This window comes from Brevibacillus sp. YAE8 (genome assembly GCF_057543335.1).
Window position 1 is genome coordinate 198,438 of record NZ_BAAIYG010000001.1, and the last position, 21,886, is coordinate 220,323.

4 protein-coding genes are annotated in these 21,886 nt (G+C 56.9%); all 4 read right to left on the bottom strand.

Features of this window, described 5'->3' with window-relative positions:
• Positions 1-75: 75 nt before the first annotated feature.
• A complete protein-coding gene (locus AC27IT_RS00615) occupies positions 76-8,364 on the bottom strand; it encodes an amino acid adenylation domain-containing protein (RefSeq protein ID WP_487091455.1) in 8,289 nt (2,762 codons plus the stop codon).
• Entirely contained in the window at positions 8,357-12,691 is a 4,335-nt protein-coding gene (locus AC27IT_RS00620; protein WP_051353880.1) for a type I polyketide synthase, read from the bottom strand. The genes AC27IT_RS00615 and AC27IT_RS00620 overlap by 8 nt, the downstream gene beginning before the upstream one ends.
• An 18-nt stretch (positions 12,692-12,709) precedes the next feature.
• Entirely contained in the window at positions 12,710-13,366 is a 657-nt protein-coding gene (locus AC27IT_RS00625; protein WP_025848600.1) for an HAD family hydrolase, read from the bottom strand.
• A 93-nt stretch (positions 13,367-13,459) separates the two neighbouring features.
• On the bottom strand, positions 13,460-21,865 hold the full coding sequence (locus tag AC27IT_RS00630; RefSeq protein ID WP_487091458.1) for an SDR family NAD(P)-dependent oxidoreductase: 8,406 nt from the start codon (positions 21,863-21,865) through the stop codon (positions 13,460-13,462).
• Positions 21,866-21,886: the final 21 nt, after the last annotated feature.

Here is a 21,886-nt window from a genome sequence, read left to right on the forward strand (position 1 = left end):
AGTTTATGGATCGGATGCAATAGGCAAGACATGCGCTACAAGGCGGTCACCCGCACGCCCGGCGGCAGGCAGTACTTACGTATGGACGACGCGCGACACTAGCTGCTTCGCCAAATGGGCAAAGCCTTGCAGCCATTTTTTCAATTCAGTCGCTTTGAACAGCAGACTGTCATACTCCAAATAAATGTTGATCCGCTCCCCGCTGCCGACTTCCCAGCCCCAGACTGCGTTGAAAGACGACGTTGCGCCGCGCGAAGCGGCAGGAATGAGCGGGTACAAGAGCAACATCGTTTTGTCCTGCTCCCGCCCGGCCCGGTACGGGGGAGCAGACAGGAGTGGCTGATGGCGTCCCTCCCGGATGCTTTCCTTGACCGTCATGAACAGCGAGTCAAAATCAGTCATGCCGGAAAAGTCAACCGTAACCTGCCGGAGCTGCTCGCGTTTGTCCAGCAGATGGATCGCGATGCTCTCTTCGTTCGCCACTTGTTTGAGCAAGTAAAACAACAGCGCGAGCATCACTTCCTCAATCTGCATCTCGTGAAGCCGGGCGATTTGGAACAACCCCTTTGCCGTCGCTTGCGGCAGCTCCAACGCCAAAGGGATACTTTCGCGCGGGGCGCTCGCGGACAAGAAATAGTGGGCCGGAAGCGAAATCCCCCGCCTTTCCTCTCCATGCGCAGACGAGCTCGCCGCTTCGATAAACGCAGCCAGCCGCTCTATCGTCGGATGGGTAAAAATATCCGCTACATGCAGTCCGATTTGGAATCGTTCCTTTATCTGCTCTTGCATCAACACTACCGCAAGCGATGTTCCGCCCAGATCGAAGTACGAATCCGATGTGCTGATTTCCTCCAGATGCAGCAGCTTTTTCCAAATGGCGACAAGCTGTTCTTCCGCTTCGGTAGTCGGCTGCCTGAACGGCCTTGCGCTGACCAGTTTGGTTTGTTGCAGCGACTTGAGTTGCTTGCGGTCGACTTTCCGGTTATGGTTCAACGGAATTTTCTCGATCACGAAAAATTGCTGCGGGATCATATAGGCGGGTAGCCGTTCCAGCAGGAAGTTTTTCAACTCCTCGATCTGAACCGAGGCCCCTGCCACAAGCACCAGGTAGCTCGTCAATCCTTTCTCGTCAGCCCTGTTGGACGTACCGGCACGTTCCGCCAGCGAATCCAGCACGACGACATTGTCGCAAATCCCCGGATAGGAGGAAATGACCGCCTTGATCTCGGACAGCTCGATGCGGAAGCCGCGAATTTTCACCTGGTCGTCGATTCTGCCCGCGCATTGAATCGTGCCATCCGCCAAAAAGCGCGCGATGTCACCCGTCCTGTACATCACAGGGTGTATGTCGCCTTCGAAAGGATTGGCTACAAACCGCTCGGCCGTCAGCGCCGGATTGTTCACATACCCGGCTGCCACACCGATGCCGCCTATATACATTTCTCCATAGACACCGACGGGAACGGGCTTTTTGTCGTTGTCCAAAATATAGACTTGCGTATTGGCGATCGGCTTGCCAATCGTCTGCTGCCCGGCATCCGTAATCTCGGCGATCGTTGACCAGATCGTCGTTTCCGTCGGCCCGTACATGTTCCAGAAGGAGCCTGTCTTGCCGAGCATTTCCTTGGCCAAGTCTGTCGGCAGGCTTTCTCCGCCGCAGAGCGCCTTCAGGTGCGGACTGCCCGCCCAGCCTGAGCGGAGCAACATTTTCCACGTGGCTGGCGTCGCCTGCATCACGGTAATCCCGTGTGTTTCGAGCAAGCGGCTCAACTGCTTGCCATCCGCCATCTCGGTTTTGCTGGCAAGTACGGCGGTCGCCCCGGCGATGAGCGGCAAAAACAGCTCCAACCCGAAAATATCGAAAGAAAAGGTCGTCACCGACAGCAGCTTATCTCGCGCGGTCATCCCCGGCTCGCTCGCCATCGACAGCAAAAAGTTGCTCAAGGCGCGATGCGGAACCATGACTCCTTTTGGCTTGCCTGTGGAGCCGGACGTAAAGATGATGTAGGCCGTCTGTGCCGGTTCGATTGCAGAAGACAGCGCCAAGGACGACTCTTGCCCGATCTCGCTCCACTCCTGATCCAATAGCACAAGGCTTTGGCAGCCGAGCTTGCCGTGAGTAAGCAAATCGCTCGTGGAAATCATCACGTCGATCCCAGCTTCTTCGCGAATCTGCTGCACACGCTGAAACGGAATGCTGGCATCGAGCGGAACATAAGCCCCCTCTGCTTTCAGGACGGCCAGCATGGCGATCACCATCTCAAGCGACCGCTCCGTGTAGATGCCCACGGGCTGCTCGCGCGTCACCCCGCGTTTTTGCAAATACCGGGCCAGCCGGTTTGCTGCCTCGTCCAATTCCCGGTAGCTCAAAGACGACTCTCCGAGCGTTACCGCTGCTTTGTCCGGATGTGTTTTTGCCTGGCGCCCAAACAGCGACACGACGTTGTCGCTTGCGTCCACCTGTTGCCGCGTTTGGTTAAAGCCGACCAGCACCTGCTGTTTTTCGTGCTCGGACATGATCTCTACAGCTGACAACGCTGCGTCCGGCTCGTCTACCACACCCTGCATGAGCTGTGCAAAATAGCGCGCCATGCGCTCCATCGTTTCTTTGGCAAACAGCTTCGTCGAGTATTCCAGCTCGCACCCGATTTGCGCCCCTTCCTCCCAGGCGGTAAAGCGGATGCTGAACATGGCTGTTTTATGCTTGTAAAACGAAGTAATCTCCTGCACGCCGCCGATCTGGTCCGTCTTGTCGTACACGTCGCGGAAGCTGAACATCGTTTCGAACAGAGGATTCCGGCTCAAATCGCGCTGAATGTCCAGGCTGCTGATTAACTCTTCGAACGGATAATCTTGATGGTCGAGGGCAGCGGAAATCGTTTGCTTGACGAGCTGCAGCAATTGCGAAAAGGAAGCGGCAGCATCGACGTGCAGCTTCAAGGCGACGGTATCGACGAACGGCCCGATGACGTTTTCCAGTTCCGTCTGCTTCCTGCCCGAGACAGGCGTTCCGACGATAATCGTTTCCTGCTGGCACATTTTGGACAAAAGGACAGCGTAAAGCGCCAGCAGCCCCATGTTGAGCGTGGCCGCCTCTTGTTTCAGCATGCGCTTGAAGCGCTCGGTCGTGCGTGCATCCATCCGGAAGGTAAGAAAATCTCCCGCAAAGCTCTGGACGAGCGGCGGCTTGAAATCCGTCGGCAGTTGCAGCTTTGTCTCGTGCTCGCCATTTGCGAATTGTCCCAGCCAGTACGCTTTCTGTTTGGCAAAAGCAGGCGTGTCTCGCAGCGCCGCGTGCCATTCGGCGTAATCTTTGTACTGCACGGGCAGAGCGGGCAATTCCTCGCCTTTGTAAACGGCCAGAAAATCGCGAATGAGCAGTTGGTACGACGTCTCGTCCGAGATCAGATGGTGCATGTCGATCAGCAGCAGCTTTTTGCTTCGTTCATAGCCAACCCGGATGAGCGGTGCCTTTTCCGGCTCAAACGGCCGGATAAAAGCGGAGATCGCCGCAGCCATTCCTTCTTCCGGCAGCGCCAGCTCCTCGATGGCGAATGGAACGGTCGTCTGAACCGTCTGCACGACCTCTTGCCCCGCAAAGCCAAAAGACGTGCGGAAAATCTCATGGCGCTCGATCAGCTTTTGAAAAATAGCCTGAAGCGTGCCAACATCCACGTCCCCATCCAATTGGTACACGCCGGGGTTGTTGTAGACCGTCGTATGCGGGTGCATCTTTTGCAGGAAGTACACCCGCTTCTGAACCGATGTCAGCGGATAATGGTCTTTTCGCGGCGCGACGTGAACGCCTCCCGCCTGTTGGGGACTCGTCTGCTGCAAGTAGGCAGACAGCCCGGCGACAGTGGGATGATGGAGAAAATAGGCCATCGGGATGCGCTCGTTGCACAGCTTTTGAATTTTTCCCACAATGGACAAGGCCATAATCGAGTCTCCGCCCAACTCAAACAGGCTGTCGTGGACGCCGATCGGCTGCACGCCAAACTGGGCTTCCCATACGGCTGTGATCTGCTGCTCCCGCTCATCGCGGGGCGCGACGTATTCGGTTGTCAAATCGGGCCGCGCATACGTCTCGGCGCTGCCGCGCTGCCGATCATCAAAGCCCTCGGCGACAAAGGGGATTTCCGCGTCCTGGTACCGGGCAACCAGCTCGTTCAGGTCGTATGCTGAGACGGCAACCTGCGGAAGCGAAGTCGCGCCAATTCTGGAAAAGAGGCGAATCCCTTCCGCTTCCGTAATCGCATGGGCCAGCTCCTCCCCCGTCAACTGGCGATGCTTCTCCTCGATTTGCCGTGCCATACCCGTCCCTTTCCAGCGCTCCCAATTGATCGACACCACCGGAAAATGACTTTTATTTCCATGGCAATAGTTTGCAAACGAGTCGAGAAACGCGTTGGCGGCGCAATAGCCCGTTTGCCCGATAGACGGAATGTACGCGCTCAACGACGAAAACAGGATCAAAAAGTCGAGCGGCCTGTCGCGCACAGCCTCATACAGAAGCGTCGTGCCGTCAACCTTTGCTGCCAGCAGCTTTTTCGCGCTTTCTCTCGTGGCGCGTTGAATCATTTCCCCGTCGGCCACTCCGGCAGCGTGAATTACTCCATTCAGTTGCCCGCCCAGGCCGTCCACTTTTTTCAGCAGCGCTTCCACCTGGCGCTTGTCGCTGATGTCCGCTTGCATGAGCTGAACGCTTCCGCCCGCCTGTTCGATCGCGCACAGCCGCCGAATCGTCCGGCTTACCTCGTCGTCGGTCTTGTTTGCTGCCAGTAGCTTTAACCATGTTTCTTTCGGAGGAAACAGCGTCCTGCCGACCAAAATCAAGGTGGCTTGCGCCTGTTGCGCCAAAAAGTCGGCAATAGCGAGGCCGATCCCGCCCAAACCGCCTGTTATCAGATACGTTCCGCCCGGCTTCAGCTCCATGCTGTCCTCGGCAGCAAAGGAGACGGGCTCGTGCGTCGGCAGCCAAAACTGTTTGTTTTGATAGCTCACCAGACCGTTCCATGCTTGCGCCAAAAACGGCTGGACGAACGAATCGAGCGCCTTTTCCAGATCGTTTGCTTCCGGCTGGAAATCACTATCAAACAAGCTGCAACGAATGGCCGGGTATTCGAGCGGAATAACGCGAATCGGCCCCAGCAGGAGCGACTTGTACGGGTTCAGCCCGCCGAAATCGGCAACCGCGCACACCCCGTTTGCCAACACTTTCAGCTCCAGCGAACGCCCGTAAAAATGCTTGCCCCATTCCTTGGCAATGGCGAGCAAGCTGTAGTAGCCGTTGTCCAGAGCCGGCTCCAGCCCGGGCTGCGCTCCGCTTCCTTCCCGTTCATCGCCCAAGCTCCACATGTGAATGACTTCATCCGGCGTAAACGAGCTTGCTTTCCATTGTTGGAACAGCCAGTCGTAATCCTCGTCCCGGCCCGGATTGATCGCAAATTCGCCGTCGCGGATTTTTTGCCGCTGTCCGCTTTTGTAAACGGTGATGCACTGCTCGCTTAGCTGCCGCACTTTTTGCGCGAGAAGCTCGCCGACGGTGGACTGCTCGGCAAAAATCAGCCTGCGCTTCCGTTGGTAGGCGCGGTCTTTGGCCGAAAAGACGGGCGTATGCCGCTTCCACGACGGCACGTAATACCAGTCCTCAAACGGCTTTTTGACCAACTGCTGCGGCTCGTTCGCTGCTTGCGGCTGCAACACAGGCGCGTCCAGCCAAAACTTTTTGCGCGCAAAAGGATAGGTCGGCAGCGGGATGCGCTGTCCATGCGGATTGATTTTGTCCCAGTCCATGCTCACGCCGTATTGCCACAGCTTGCCGAGCCGCTTGTACAGATGCAGGCGCGCGGAAACATGGCTGCTGGCATACGGGATCAGGTTCAATATTTTTTGCGCAGGAGCCGAAGCCGCCCCTGCTTGAGAGTCAAACGCCCGTTTGGCGAGCGCACTCAAGTCGTGCCCCGGCCCGATTTCGATCAAGACGGCGCGCCGATCGGCAAATGTCTGCAACGCCCGCGTAAACTGCACAGTATCTTTTAGCTGCCGGAGCCAATAGTCAGCTCCTGCCAAGTCAGCCTGCTCTGCCCAGTCGCCTGTCACGCTGGAGAGAAAAGGAATGTGCAATTCCTGGAACGCCACAGGCTGAAAGACCGCTTGATAGTCGTCCAAAATCGCTTCGACCCGTGACGTATGAATGACCTTGGGGAATGGCAGCGGCGTGCACATCCGTTTGTCCTGCCTCAGCTTTTCCTCCAACTCCAGCACCAGATGCGTCGGGCCGCCGACTACGCAGGACGTTTGATTGTCGATGGCAATTTCCAGCGAGTCAGACAAGAAAGGCATCACTTCCGCCACCGAGAGCGGAATACTCAGCATTTTTCCATCGGGCAGTCGGCGAAACAGCTCCCCGCGCTTGAGCACGAGCTGAAGCGCCTGTTCCAGCGTGAACAGTCCGGCGATGGTCGCCGCGATATATTCGCCCAGGCTGTAGCCGATCACGGCATCCGGGTGAATCCCCCACGCCATCAACAGCCGAGCCAACGCGTACTCGAACACAAACAAAATCACTTGCCCGTGATCGAGGCTGGCGATCGCCTGTCTGGCCTGCTCTTGCTGCTCTTCGCGCGGGAACAGAATGGAGCGGTAATCGACCGGGGAATAGCGCTTAAGAAGCGCGAAGCAATGATCGAGGCTCTCCCGGAAAATCTGCTCCTTTTCATACAGCTCCTGCCCCATGTTGACGTATTGCGAGCCTTGGCCGGAAAACAGGAAGACAATCTGCCCAGGCGCTCCATCTGCGCGGTAAGCCGACGATTGCCGGGAGCCATTCTCCGTCAAGGCGCGAATCAGCTCGGCCCTGCTCTCGCAGACGATTTGCCTGCGGTATTCAAATGATTTTCGGCCCTTTTGAAGCGTATAGGCGACGTCTCGCAGCCTGATTTCGGGATGCTCCGCGATGTGCTTCGCCAGGTTGTCGGCCATTTTTGCCAACGACTCGCTGTTTTGCGCGGACAGTAAAACGAGCTGTGGCTGTTCCTCGTCATCGGCCGATTCGCGGGACTCTGGCGCTTCCTCGACAATCAGATGTGCATTTTGCCCACCGACGCCAAACGAGCTGATTCCCGCCCGCAACGGATGCGCGCCACGGCTCCACTCCTGCAGCGTTGTGTTGATGACAAACGGACTGTTCTCCATGTCCAAAGCCGGATTGCTCCTGGCAAAATTTATCATGGGAGGAATCTGGCGGTGCTTCAGGGCGAGGACCGTCTTCATGAAGCCCGCCACGCCTGATGCCGCATCCAGATGGCCGATGTTGTTTTTGACCGAGCCCAGGACGCATTTGCTTTGCCGCTCGCGAAAAACTTGCTTGAGCGCCGTAAACTCGATGGAATCGCCCAACTGTGTGCCCGTCCCGTGCGTTTCCACGTACGAGATGCTCTCCGGCTCGACATCGGAGAGCTGCAAGGCGCTTTGGATGACCTCTTTTTGGCCCTCGACACTCGGAGCCATGTATCCCGCTTTCCGGTTGCCGTCGTTGTTGACGGCGCTTCCTTTGATAATCGCCCATATATGGTCTTTGTCCGCGAGCGCATTTTCCAGCGGCTTCAGCACGACCACGCCGACCCCGTTGCCAAACAGGATGCCGGATGCCGCTTCGTCAAACGCGCGAATCTGGCCGTTTTTGGACAAAAAGTGCCCTTCTTCATACAAATAGCCGCTCTTGTGCGGAATCAAAATCGAGCAGCCGCCGGCAATCGCCATGTCGCATTCGCCGCTGAGCAGGCTGCGGCAGGCGGCGTGAATGGCGGTTAACGATGTCGAGCACGCGGTGGTGAGCGTCAAGCTCGGCCCTTTCAAGTTGAACTTGTAGGAAATGCGCGAGGCGAGGAAGTCTTTGTTGCTCAACTGGATTTCGGAAAAGAGATCCCGGTGCTCCCCTTCGTAGGCGTACACTCTCGCATTCCAGTTGTAATTGCTCGACGCTCCGGCGAATACGCCGACTAATCCGGCGTAGCTGTCCGGGACGTAGCCCGCGTCTTCCATCGCCTCCCAGGCGACCTCGTGAAACAGCCGAACTTGCGGGTCCATGACCAGTGCGTCTTTCGGGCTGTACCCGAAAAAGCGCTCGTCGAAATATTCAAACTGATCGAGCGTCGCCCCAGCCTTGACGTAGTTTTCATGCTCGATCAGCTCTTGCGGTACGCCTTCCGCTCTCAGCTCGTCGTCGCTGAAAAACGTGATCGACTCCAGCCCGTCTTTGAGGTTGTTCCAAAATTGCTGGCGATTGTTCGCTCCCGGAAAGCGGCAGGCTAAGCCGATCACGGCGATTTCCAGGCCGTTGAAGTTGCGCGTGTCAGCCATTTCGTACCTCCTTTCCTTTTTGTCGCAGCAGCTTTAATTTATCCATCCCTTTGTGGACAATTTCGGAGCGATCAAAGCCGCGATCGGTTGTCGCTTTCTCGCTGTCTTCCGCTTGCAAATACCCGGCCAGCTTGCGGATGGTCGGATATTCGAACCAGGAAGAGATCAAAACAGGCTTTTGGATCGTCTTCTGGAGAATGTCGTTGATCCCCACCATATCGAGCGAGGTGATCCCGGCATCGAAGAAATTGTCGTCGAGGCCCATGCTCGTCTGCCCGATCGCCTCCTGAATCGTCTCTTGCAGCAACTGCTCCAGCGGAATCTCTCTGCCGTTCTGTTTTTGGCCTTCCTCCGCCTTGTAGCGAGGGCGGTTTAGCCACTGCTCCAGCCGCGGCTCCAGGTCTGTCGTGGACACAATGACATGCTCTTCCTCGTGCAGAAGGGAAAACAATTGCGCAAACAGTTGGCGGCCTTCTGCGGGCGAAATCAATTGCTCCAGCCGCTCGCTTCCTGCTGTGCGGCTGGCTGGATCGGCAAGCGAAAAGTTCCAGGCATCCCAGCCGACAGACATCCATCTGGTTCGCTGCTGCACCTGGTTCATCTTTTGCACGAAGCTGTCCATGAACTGGTTCGCAGCCGTATAGGCCACCAGTCCGATCCCGCCGAGTATCGAGGAAAGCGAGGAATTGACCAGGCAGTACCCGATCTCTTTTTCCCTGATGAGTTTTTCGAGAATGAGCAGCCCTTTTTGCTTGACCGCAAACTCCGCTTCGCACATGTCGCGACGAATATGAGGAATCGCATGCTGAAAAAAATCGCTCACGACTCTTCCGGCAGAAAAGACGATTCCGTCAATCCGTCCGACAGTCGCCTCGACCTCTTCCAGAAGAGCCTTCATTTGTGCTTCGTCGCTGACGTCGACCTGGTACAGACGAAGCTGTGCACCCGAGGCTTTCATCTGCATCAGCTCGCGAATTTTTTGGTGCAGCGGGTCGCTCGCCGGAGTAGTCGCCACATATGCCGCCCACTGCGTTTCCGGCAGAAAAGGCGAGCGCCCTGTCAAAACGATCGCAGCCGCTCCCTGCTGTGTCAACGCACGCGCGGCCGTCAAGCCAATCCCGCCCAAGCCGCCGAGAACCAGATGCACGCCGCCTTTTCCCGGCTGTGCCGCTTCCGGTGAGTCCAAGCGCAGCCGCTCAAACGTGCGTATCCATTTATGACGGTTGCGGATGGCGAGCATTTTTTCCGGCTCCTGTTTCAATAGCTCTTCCACCAGCAGCTTGATGCCGAGCTGCTCCAGCTTCTCGAACCGCTCCGCCTCCATTTCCAGAAAAGCCGAGCGGACATGGCCAAATTCTTGCGGGATTACTTGCACGGCCCCGAGCGCCGTTGCATGCTCGGGCGCCAACGCTTCGTTCCCGGTGATGGACTGGGAGGCAGGCGCAACGACGAAAAGCTGGACGGACTGCGCGGGATCGAGCATGCCAAAAGCTTTTCCCAGGTGCAGCAAATGAAAAAAGCCCGGCGACTCCCCAGTCGGAAAAGCGTCTGTACACGCGGCTGAAAAGCTCCACATGTGCACGAGTTTCCAAGTTTGTCCCGGCTGAAACACTTCCCGCAGCAGCGTAAGATATTGCTCCGGCTCTTCCGGATGAACCTCGTATCTGTCCGGGGCGAGCCTGGAAAATTGCTGCCCGGCTTGGACCGTACACACGCGCTTGCCTTTTGCTTGCAGGGCGTGCTTGACGCCTTCTGCGCTTCCGTTCGCATCGGAAAATAGCAGGTAGGTTTCAGGCTGCTCTCCCTCTGTACGTGTGCGGCCAGACCCGCTGTATTGCTTCCACACCGGGCGATACAACCACTTCTCCACCTCGTTTTTGCAAAAAAGGTTATGCTGGGGCTGGTCGGTGCGCTCTTTTTTCGCAAACCAGTACTTGTCGCGGTCAAACCCGTACGTGGGAAGCGACAGGCGGTTCCGGTTCTCGCCTAAGTAGCGTTGCTTCCAATCCATCGCGGCCCCTTGCAGCCAGATCTCGCCCAAGCTGCTGGCAAAGCGCCACTCCGCCGACTCCGCGCTGTCATGCACAGGCAGCAGATGGATGACGGGAAGCGGCGATTCCGGCCGATTCGGCTGCTTCATCCCGATGCCAATGACGAGGTGAACATCGCTCTCGCTGGGCGGAGTCGCTGCGGGCAAAGCGGATGTTTGCGTCGTGCGCAGCCAAAAGCATGGTTGGCGTACCTGCTCGCTTGTAACGGGAATCCCGCTCGACAAGATGTCATACTCTGCGCTGCCCACCGGCATCGTCCGCAACAGCGAAGCCAGTTCTGCCTCGATCCGGCCTTGTTGTTCCTCTGCTGCGCGCAGCCACTGTTGTTTCAGGACGATGATTTTCGCAAGGTCGCGCATCGTTGCCAGCTTCGTCTGATAGACAGCCGAAAACAAACCCGCCCCGTCTGCCATCGCCACCTGCGGCTTGATTCCGAGAGAAACCAGCAAGTCGGCCAAAGCGCTTTGGCAAAAAAACTGGCTCAACTCCACAGGCAATGGGTCAAGCGCGTCGTCACCTTGCGCGCGCTCGGCTCCCGGCAAAAGGCGCTCCAAGCTGGGCATATCCGGCATTTCTTTTGACAAGCTGTGGATATAGCCGTCCACGATGCGGGCAAAGCGCGGTTCCGTCTGGTACAGCTCGCGCCCCATCCTGCCAAGCGCTTGCGTTTGCGGGGAAAACCAAAAAGCGGCGCGAAGCTCCTCCTGCCCGCTGCTGCTTGCCGTGGCGGTTTCTGCTGCTTCAAGCAAACGGGCCGCCTCTCCCAAGGAAGAGCAAACCGCCATTTTCCGATAGGGAAAATGAGCGCGCCCCGTCTGCAACGTAAACGACACATCCGCAAGGGAGAGTGCAGGCTGGATGCGGAAAAATTGCGCCATTTTCCGGCACGTATTCGCGAGTGCCTTCTCCGTTTTGGCTGAAACCAAAAACAGATGGTGCTGTCTCGCGGAAGCATCGGAAGCATAAGTTGGGGCTTCTTCCAGAACAACGTGGGCGTTCGTCCCGCCAATACCAAAAGAGCTGACGCCTGCCTTGGGCGAATCGCTGACGTCTTTCCAGGCACGCGGCCTGGTGTTCACGTAAAATGGACTTTGCTCAAAGGCCAGTTTAGGATTCGGCTGTTCATGGCGAATGCACGGCGGGATTACCTGGTGCTTCAGCGCCAGCGCCGTCTTGATGAGGCCGATGATGCCTGCCGCCGTATCGAGGTGGCCGATGTTCGGCTTGACTGACCCGATGGCGCAAAACTGGGGAGCAGCCGCCTCAGTCTGGAAAACTTCTTTGAGCGCCTTGATTTCAATGGCGTCCCCCAGCTCGGTTCCGGTTCCATGCGTTTCGATGTAGCTGATTTCTCGCGGCGAAACGTTGGCGACGGTGAGCGCCTCGTGAATGACCTGCGCCTGGCCGATGGGACTCGGCGCGGTATAGCCGATTTTTTCCTCGCCGTCGTTGTTGACGGCCGTGCCGCAGATGACCGCCTGAATGTTGTCGCGATCAGAAATGGCATCCGCCAGGCGTTTCAAGACGACGATGCCGATGCCATTTCCGAAAACCGTCCCCGCCGAGTCGGCCGCGAAGACACGGCAATGCCCGTCCGGGGAAACCATACCTTCTTTTTGGTAGACATACCCTGCGGTCTGCTCGCTGCGGATCGTGACGCCCCCCGCCAGCGCGATGTCGCACTCGCCATTCAGCAAGCTTTGGCTGGCCAAATGGACCGCGACCAACGAGGAAGAGCACGCCGTCTGCACGTTGACGGAAGGGCCGCGCAAGCCGAGCTTGAACGACACTTTCGAGGCCAAAAAGTCTTTTTCGTTGCCGATGCCGATTTGCACGTGCCCGAGCCTCTGCACGAGCGCCTGATCTTCGTAGAGGCGCAAAACGTAGCTGCTGAGGCACGAGCTGGCGTACACGCCCACCACACGTCGCTCGAGATCCTGGACGCAGCCCGCATCCTCAAGCGCTTCCCAGGCGCATTCGAGAAAGACGCGGTGCTGCGGATCGGTAATTTCCGCATCTTTGGCCGTGTAACGAAAAAAGCCCGCGTCGAAATACGCCGTATCCTTGAGGACGGCCCCTCTTTTTACGTAGTGCGGGTCGTTCAGCAGCTCAGCCGGAACGCCCGCCTGCTGCAATTCCTCGTCGCGAAACGTCCTGATCGATTCCACGCCGCGGACGATGTTTTGCCAAAAAGCCGAAGGGGTATCGCAATCGGGAACGCGGCAGGACATGCCGACGATGGCGATTTTTGAATGGATCAACTCTTCATCCACCACTCCACTCACTCCCGTTTTTTATAATGACACGCGCGGGTGTTGAAAAAGCGTTTGCAGGGCCTGCCTCAGTTCGTCGACGCTATACGCAAAAAAGGTAGGCGCTTCTTGCTGGAGCACCTCTACCGAATTATGGCCCCAGGCGACGGCGATGCTTTTGACTTGCGCCTCTCTGGCACAGATGAGATCATTTTTCCCGTCGCCGACGAAGACAGCGTGATGGATGCCGGAGTGCAGTTGCTCGATGGCCACAAGCAGACTTTCCGGGTGCGGCTTGGGATGGGTGACGTCATCGGAACAGACGACTGCGTCAAAATAGTCGATCAGCCGAAATTCGTTCAAAATATGGATCGTGCGCTTGCGGTCCTTTCCCGTACACAACCCGCACTTCCAGCCTTCCTCTTGAATGAACCGCAATACGTCCTCCATCCCCGCCACAATCTCGATCAGGTGGATGTTGGAGCTGGCGATTCGCCGATAATGCTCCACCATGCTCTCTGGCAAGTCCATTTTGGCGAAAATATTCGGAATCGAATCTCCGCTGTGTCCAAGAAACTCCGCAAAGGAAGGAAGCGGACCGTCGGAAACGAGCTGAAAGCTGTCATAGAACGCTTTGCGCTGCACCTCTAGCGAATCAATAATCACTCCATCGAAGTCAAACACGACACTTTTTTGCATACGCTTCTCCTTTTACCACGTCATTGTCCAAGGCAGGAGACGTCATCCGCACGCGCGCGGGCACTTTGGACAACCGTCTCCCCGATGGCTTGTTTACCGTTTGCCGCGTTGCTGGCGCAGGCTTTTTCTCAGCTCGCCCCGCTCTGTGCTTTGCTGCAAGTAATCGGTTTTGCTCGCCTGTTTGTCCTGTAAAAACAAGGCCAACGAGCGTATCGTCGGGTATTTGAACAAGTCGGCCATCTCGAGCGTTGTCTGCAACTCCTTCTCCAAACGGTTTTGCACCTGCATCAGCATGAGCGAGTGACCGCCCAGCTCAAAAAACCCGTCGTCTACGCCGACAGGCTCTTTGCCCAATATTTCTTGCCAGATGCTTGCGAGCAGCTCCTCCATGCGATTTTGCGGCAGAGTGATGCGCGCGCGCTTTGACTTGCCGGCTTCAACGGCTGGCAAAGCATTGCGGTCGATTTTGTTCGGGCCGACCATCGGAAACGATTTCATTTCCAGCCAAAAGGACGGAACGAGGTAGCTCGGCAAAAGCTGCTTCACATAGTCGATAATCGCTTTCTCAGATTCGCTTTGCTTCAGCACATAGTAGGCGACGATCACTGGCTCGCCGTTCTCGTCGCAGACCGCTTTGACCACGCTTTTCAACATGCAGTCGAGCCCGTCAATCACCGTCTCGATTTCGTTCAGGTCGACGCGGTAGCCTCTGATTTTCAGTTGGGAATCGTTTCGGCCGTTGTATTCGAGGCAGCCATTCGGCAACAGCCGGCCGTAGTCTCCGCTTCTGTACAGCCTACCCGCCCCTTGCTGCGGATCGAGGACAAACGCTTTCGCCGTCTCTTCTGGCCGGTTCCAGTAACCCGGAGACAAATAGTCGCTCCGGTAATAGAGCTGGCCGGATTCGAAGACGCTCACTTCCCGGCCGCTTTCGCCGACAATCCGCAGTTCTATGCCGTCCACGACATATCCGGCTGGCGCTTTGGCATGCGGGACGGCCGTGTTTTTGTTCATGATGAAAAAGGAAATGACCATCAACTCCGAGCAGCCGAGGAAATTGACAAACAGGCAGTCATCCGCGCATTTTTGTTTGTACAGCTCGAAATCCGTCCCGGACACGACCTCTCCCCCCAATAAAACCATGCGAATATGAGGAAGCTGGACTGCGTCGTCCAGATTTTTCATGAAAAAGCGGAACACGGAAGGGACAGAATGGAACAGCGTAATCTGCTCCTGATTTAGCCATTGCGCGAATCGCGGCATGCTTCCGTCCAGCTTGAAATCGTACAGGTGCAAGGTTGCTCCGTTCAGCAGGCTTCCCAAAATATCGAGAATGCCGATTGCGTGGCTGTACGATGTCAGCAAGGCGATACGATCGTGCGAATGGAGCCGCAATTCCTTGGTGAGCTGCGCGAGATAGTAGTAGACGTTTTGATAGCTTTGCAGCACGCCTTTTGGTTTTCCGGTCGAGCCGGACGTATAGAGAATAAAGGCGATCGCCTCTCCCTCGACGCGCAGCCCCAGATTGTCTTCTGCAGCATCGCTCGTTTCTTCCGACAGGTTGATCGTGGCGATGTCGAGCATGGCCTTGTCCGCGACCTCTTGTGCCAGGGCGAGGTTTGGCGAATCGGTCAGGAGGATGCCGGACTGCGTATCGCCGAGCATGTAAGCCAGCCGTTCTGCCGGAGCGCTTCGATCCAGCGGCACGAACGGGACCCCTGCCTTCAGCGCGCCGATCAAGGCGACGGTCATTTCCAGCGTGTTTCCAAAGAGCAGCGCAACAGGTGCCTGCCCCTTTCGTTGCGAGTTGCGCTCTGCGATTTTCCGGGCAACCTGATTCGCCCGGGCATTGAGCTGACTGTACGCCAGGGCATCGGCGCCGTGCTTGGCGGCGATCTGGTCGGGATACTGGGCAACCTGCGCTTCAAACCGCGCTACGAGGTTTGCAGCAGGCTCGCGGAAGGAAAACGGCTCGTACGCGCAAGCCGGCGCGACCGCATTTTCTCTTCCCAGCACTTCGCGTTGCCGCAAGACAGGCAGCTCGCCGATCGACAAGTCCGGATTTTGCGTGATGCTCGCAAGCAGTTTGCGGTACTCGGCAAACAAGTACTCGACCGTCTCCTGCCGGAACAAGTCTGTGCGGTAAAAGCATTCCAGACAAATTCCTGTCGCGGTCTCGTATAAATGGATATTCAGATCGGCTTTCGTCGTTTTTACCTCGATCGGATACGCTGACAGCTTCATCTCCCCGTCGTGCGCGGCATCGCTCTGTGTCTGGTTTTTCATGCTCTGGTAATTGAAGATCGTATCGTACAAAAAGGTACGGCTCGGGTCGCGCTTCACATCGAGCTGATCCACAATCAGTTCCATTTGCAAATCCTGATTTTCCAAAGCGGCAAGCAAGCTCGCCTTGACTTCGCGGAGCAAGACGCGGAAGCTTTTCTCCCTCTTTGGCCGATTGCGCAGGACTAGCGGATTGACGAACATGCCGACGATCTCTTTTACGTCCTCGTGGTTTCGGCCTGCCTGCGGAATGCCTACCAGGATGTCCGCTTGGCCGCTGAGTCTTGCCAGCCATGCGTAGTACGCAGCGAGCATCGTCATAAACCAGGTGACGTGCTCTTCCTGGGAAAACCGCTTGATGCCATCGCTCAGTTGCTGGTCAAGCTCGACGATGATCCGGTCGCCGTGGAAGCTGAGCGAAGCCGGACGGGGAAAATCCGTCGGCAGTTGCAGCACAGGCAACACGCCTTCCAGTTGCTTCAGCCAGTACGCTTCCTGTTCCCGGTAAGCGTCCGACTGCGCAAACGCGTGCTGCCACTCGGCGTAATCTTTGTACTGGATAGCCAATGGCGGAAGCGACTTGCCGCTGTACAGTTCGCCAAAGTCTTTTATCAACAAATTAATCGACGTTCCATCGGAAATGATGTGATGGATGTCGAGCGCCAACACGCTTTTGTGCTCCCCGAGCCGGATTAGCCCCACGCGGAACAGCGGCGCCTGCGCCAGATCGAACGGCTGGACAAACTGCGCAAGGTCGCGCTCGACGGACTGCTTATCGGACATGAGGCAAATGACCCGGAAGTCAACGTGCGGGTGCACAACCTGGACGATCTCGCCGTCCACCACCTGAAACGAGGTGCGCAAGCTTTCGTGCCGCTCGATGATTTTGGCAAACATGTCTTCCACTCGCTCGGCTTCTATCGGCCCTTCCAGCAAAACTGCGGTCGACTCGTTGTACCCTACCGTATCCGGCACAAGACCTTGCAAGAAAAAGACCCGTTGCTGCGCAAGCGAAGTCCTGTAATGAGGCTTGGCCGCCACTGGCGCGATCGAATGCTGCCCGGCCTGGCGGCTGTTTGCGATGAAGGCGGCAAGCTTCTCAATCGTTTTCTCCTGGAAAAAGTCTGTCAGCGTTATATTCGCCTGGCACTGCTTGCGGATGCTCGTGCTGACGTGAATCGCCTTGAGCGAATCGCCGCCCAATTCGAAAAAGTCGTCCGCTATGCCAATCGGAGCGATGCCCAAATGATTTTCGTAAATGGCGCACAGCGCTTTTTGCAAGTCGGTTGCGGGCGGGACGTACGCTGCGGACAATGGCGGCCGTTTTCCTTGAATCTTTGTGCTCACGGATTGCTGAGCGCTGCTACTTCCCCAGATGTCCTGCTTGCGGTCGCGCCTTTTTTGCACGCGGCTTTCGATATCCGTCGTAGAAATGAGGTAGGTAGCAGCGCCAGCCGCCAATGCTTTGCCGAATATGTCGCGTCCCTCTTCCGGCAAGATGCCGATCTGGCCAAAATCGTCGCCAGCCGCACCAGCGTTCATCCATTCGTCGAGAGCGAGCGTAATGCTCGGCTTGTTTCCGTCACTAATCCGCTCGGCAACCGAAGCGGATATGGCGATCATCGTGTAGTTGCGAATGTCAACGAGCACTGTTCCCGCTTCGTCCATAATCTGGATATCGAAGCTCGCCAAGCCGTCTTGCGGAAATTCGCTGTCCAAATATTTGCAATAGCTGTAAATGCGCCGCGGCATTTTGCCGTAGACGGCGAGCGATTCGTAGGACAGCGGAATGAACATCTCTTTTTTGCCGAGAAAGCCGAGCAAAAAGCTCGTAGCCGAATCGAGCATCCCTGGGTGCAAGTGATAGTCGTCCAGATCACTTTCATATTGCTCCGGTAGCTCAATCACGGCTAATCCTTCGTCTTTTCCTGCCATCACCTGGCGGATGTTGCGCCATCTTTTTCCGAAGATCAAATAGCCTGCGTGCTTTTTGTGATCCGAATCGCTAAACAGCACATTTCTGTCTGCGCACCGCGCTTTTAGCGCTTCCAGATGGACGCTGCCAGGCGGCCGCTCAATCGTTCCAATCGTCCCGACTGTCCCGGTAACATGCGGCAGCCACGTATCTTCTGCCGGATGAATCCGGCTGTACACCGCAAACAAACAGCTTTCGTTGCTGTTCGGAGAGAAGAGTAGCACCACTTCTTTTTCCTCGTCCGCGCGCACCGTTATCGGCGTGTGGAACTGCACGTCTTGCAGGGCGCAAGGCTTTTTCAGCAAGCTGTGGTCGGCCGCTTCCCGAACCATTTCGATCAATGCCGTTCCCGACAATACGCCATGCTCCTCTGTGCGGTGATCTTGCAAAACCCAGTGACGCTGCTGGCTCAGTCTGGCAACGAACAGCTCTTTGCCGCCTGCCTGAAAGCTGTAGTCAAAGAGCGGATGCGCCAGCGCCTGCTTCGGCGATGGCGCGATTCCCGACTTGACGGCCATCCCTACGTTTTTCCAGATATCCCACTTCAGATTGATGATGGCCTCGTTGCCATCCCGGTTGCGATACTCGGCATATGCATCCAAAAAAGCATTGGCTGCGTTGTAATCAGACTGCCCGATCATCGGGGAGAGCGTGCTGATGGACGAGCAGAGCACAAAAAAGTCCAGGTCGTTTGCGCGCAAAATCCGATTCAAGTTCAGGCAGCCTGCTGCTTTGGCGAGAATGACCTGGTGCGACGTCTCCTTTTTGGCCTGCTGGATCAAGCCGCTGCCCGGAAGCCCGGCGGCGTGAATCACACCGTGAATCGCCCCTGCTTCCTGTTGGACACGCTGCAACGTCGCGGCCAGAGCAGGGAAGTCGGAAACATCCGCCTGACAGACGTACACCTGCGCGCCTTTTTGTTCAAGCTGCCGCATTTGCCGGATTTTGGCCGCGATCGCATCTTGCTTGCCGTGCTCCCGCAGCCAGTTGTCCCACTCCTCTTTGGCAGGGAAAAACGAGCGCCCCAACAGAATCAGGCTCGCCTGGCAGTGACTGGCGATGTAGTCAGCCAACTCCAGTCCGATGCCGCCCGTTCCCCCGGTAATCAAATAAACGCCCCCGTCTTTGAGCGCCGCACCGGAACGGGCTGGGAGCGATACCGGCTCATAGAGCGGAAGCCACTTCGCTTTTCCGCGCAGCGCGAACAGCTCGTCTTGCCCTCCTGCGATCTCTTGCAACAGCTTGTCGGCCAGACCGGAGGCGACGAGCTGTTCCTGGCTGGATATATCAATCAACTGGCAGCTCCTGTCGGGAAACTCCAGCGGAATGCCGCGCACAAGCCCGAGCAGCGTCGCTTTCCACGGGTTGAGCGGTTCGCTGCCGAGCACATCAAACAGGCGATTCGCCACGACAGCGAGCTGAATCGCCGCCGCCCCGTTCACTTCGTCCAGCGCTTGCACGAGGTGCAGGAGGCTGTCGTAAGTCACATCCAGCATGCGCGCTGCCTGCTCCTGATCTGCTTCGACGAACTCGTCCTCGGATAGCGCCATGTACAGGATCGCGTCCGGTTCCGTTTTCGTTTTTTGCCAATACGTCTGCAAAACGTCCGTGTAGCTTGCCTGACTGTCGTCCGCCAACCCGCATCCGTTTTCCGCGCAAGCGACAGGAGCGCCGCCCCGCGCTACAAAAAAGGGCTGCGCAAACTGGCGCTTGCACGCTTCCACGACCGCCTCGGCCAGCTCGACATCATGGAAAATGATCGCAGACCGCCGCTGTTTGGGCGCAGACTCTGCCGACCAGTCTGAAAAAGCTGCGCGCTTCCACGTCGGTCTGTAGGACCAATCCGCGGCATCCTTTTGCGCCAGCGTCTGTTCCTTTACTTGTTGCAAAAACGCTTTCCCGAGCTTTGCCGGGTCATCGTCCAAAAAGTAGCGCTGCCGCTCAAACGGATACGTCGGCAACGGGATTCGCCCCTTCGCCTCGCGCTTGTGCAAGGCTTCCCAATGGATGGTCACTCCCCGGCTCCACAGCTCGCCGATCCAGTGCCAAACCGCAGCTTCGCCGTAAGCCAACAAAACCCACTCGCGGACAGGCCACTCTGCGTAGTCTCCCTCCGCTGCTCGCTTATTTCCTAGGAAAGCGACGACTGTCTTCGGCGTTTGACAAAGATCGGCAAGTCCGGCCGCAAACGAGCGCGGCGCGTTCAGCAGGGCATGCCAAAAGCTGCGATCTTGCAAATGCTCGCGGAACAGCTTGTCGCCATTTTCCGCCGAAAACAGCGGGATGCGCGGCTGGAAAACCGGATTTTCTATAATCGCCGTCAGTTCATGGTCCAGAAAAGCGGCAAAACAATGCGCAAACGCTACTGCTTCGGCCAGCGCAGCCGCTACGAAATTTCCGCTCCGGAAGCCAACGATCCCGAAAGGCTGCTCCTGGCAGGCGAACGTGACTTTTGCAAAGGCATAAGCAAACAGGAAATGGATCGCTCGTAGCTCTACTGCCGCCTTTTCACCCGGAGCGAACAACCGGTGCAAGTCGAGCTTGCCGTGCGACCCGATTTTGCCCAGACATTGCGCCACTTCCTCGCGAAACGGCTGATGCTGTTCATACAACGCGAGCGCGAGCTGAACGATTTCGGCATCCCCGGTAATCTCCGGCACGAAATACAGGACAGCCGACTCGCCTTTTTCCACCGTCCGCAGCGGTACTTTTTTCGCATCCAATTGAGGCAGCAGCTCCTGATAGTTCCGGGCAACCACATAGGAACGGTTGGACAAAGCCATTCTCCCTGCTTGCAGCGTATAGGCCGCATCGTGCAGGTCGACTGCGGGCTGCTGTTTCAGGTGATTTTTGAAGCGGTTGATTTGCTCCTGCAAGGCCGTCGTAGTTTTGGCGGAAAAGACAAACAAGCGAGCTTGCTCGGTGGCAGCTCGCTTTTCGCGTATCGGCGCTTCTTCCAAAATGACGTGCGCATTCGTCCCGCCGATGCCAAACGAGCTGACGGCTGCTCGGCGCGGAGTGGCTGTTCGGTGCCAGTCGCGCAAGGAATGGTTGATGTAAAAAGGAGTAGTTTCAAACTCGATTTTCGGATTCGGCTTCAGCACGTGAAGCGACGGAGGAATTTGTTTGTTTGCCAGCGAAAGCACCGTTTTGATTAAGCCGGCAATCCCGGCCGCTTCATTCAAGTGCCCAATGCTCGACTTGACCGAGCCGATGGCGCAGTATGCCTTTTTGTTCGTTTGAAAAGCCCGCTTGAGCGCTTCGACTTCGATGGAATCGCCAATCTTCGTCCCTGTCCCGTGCGCTTCCACCATGGTGATCGACTCTGCGTCCACTTCGGCCATTTGCAGCGCTGCCTCGATGACTTCTTTTTGCCCTTGAATGCTCGGGGCGGAAAATCCGGCCTTGCGATGGCCGTCATTGTTGATCGCCGATCCTTTGATGATCGCGTAAATATGATCGCGGTCCCGGAGCGCATCCTGCAACGGTTTCAAGACGACGACTCCCGCGCCGTCGCTGATGAGCGTTCCGGCGGAAGCGGCGTCAAACGCGCGGCAATGACCATCCGGCGAGTAAATGAGGTCGTCGGAATAGTAGTAGCCTTTTTTCGCCGGGAGGGAAATGTGCACACCGCCCGCAACCGCGATACTGCACTCGCCGTTCAACAATGCCTGGCTGGCCAGATGCACGGCAACCAGCGACGTTGAGCATGCGCTCAGCACGGAGACGCTTGGCCCCTTCAGCTTCAGCTTGTAGGAGACAGACGTGCACAAGTACTCGCGAAAGCTGAGATTAAAAGTGGGGTTCTCGTCGGCGAGCATTTGTCTCAGCAGCCAGTTGACATTTTCCGTGCTCCCGGCGTACAGGCCGATCTGCCCTTTGTACGTCTCAGGATTGTAGCCTGCATGCTCCAAAGCGTTCATGACGACTTCGTGAAACAGCCTGATCTGCGGGTCCAGCACGGTCGCTTCCCGGGGGGTATAGTCAAAGAAGGCCGAGTCAAAGCAGTCGATTGCTTCCAAGTACCCTTTTGCCTTTACATAATGCGGGTCGTTGCAGAGCGCTGGATCTATTCCCGATTGCCGCATTTCCTCAGCGGAAAAAAACGCGATCCCTTCGACTCCATGTTTGAGATTGTCCCAAAATTGGCTGGCATTGTTTGCTTTCGGAAATTTGCAATCCATGCCAATCACAGCGATTTCCAGCCCTGTATATGCCTGATCGTCGTATTTATGCCCCATGGTAAGCTCCCATTTCCCTTT

What these genes read in the sequence shown, in the direction of transcription:
- AC27IT_RS00630 (WP_487091458.1), bottom strand. Translation starts at nt 21,865, where the DNA reads ATGGGGCATAAATACGACGATCAGGCATATACAGGGCTGGAAATCGCT.
- AC27IT_RS00625 (WP_025848600.1), bottom strand. Translation starts at nt 13,366, where the DNA reads ATGCAAAAAAGTGTCGTGTTTGACTTCGATGGAGTGATTATTGATTCG.
- AC27IT_RS00615 (WP_487091455.1), bottom strand. Translation starts at nt 8,364, where the DNA reads ATGGCTGACACGCGCAACTTCAACGGCCTGGAAATCGCCGTGATCGGC.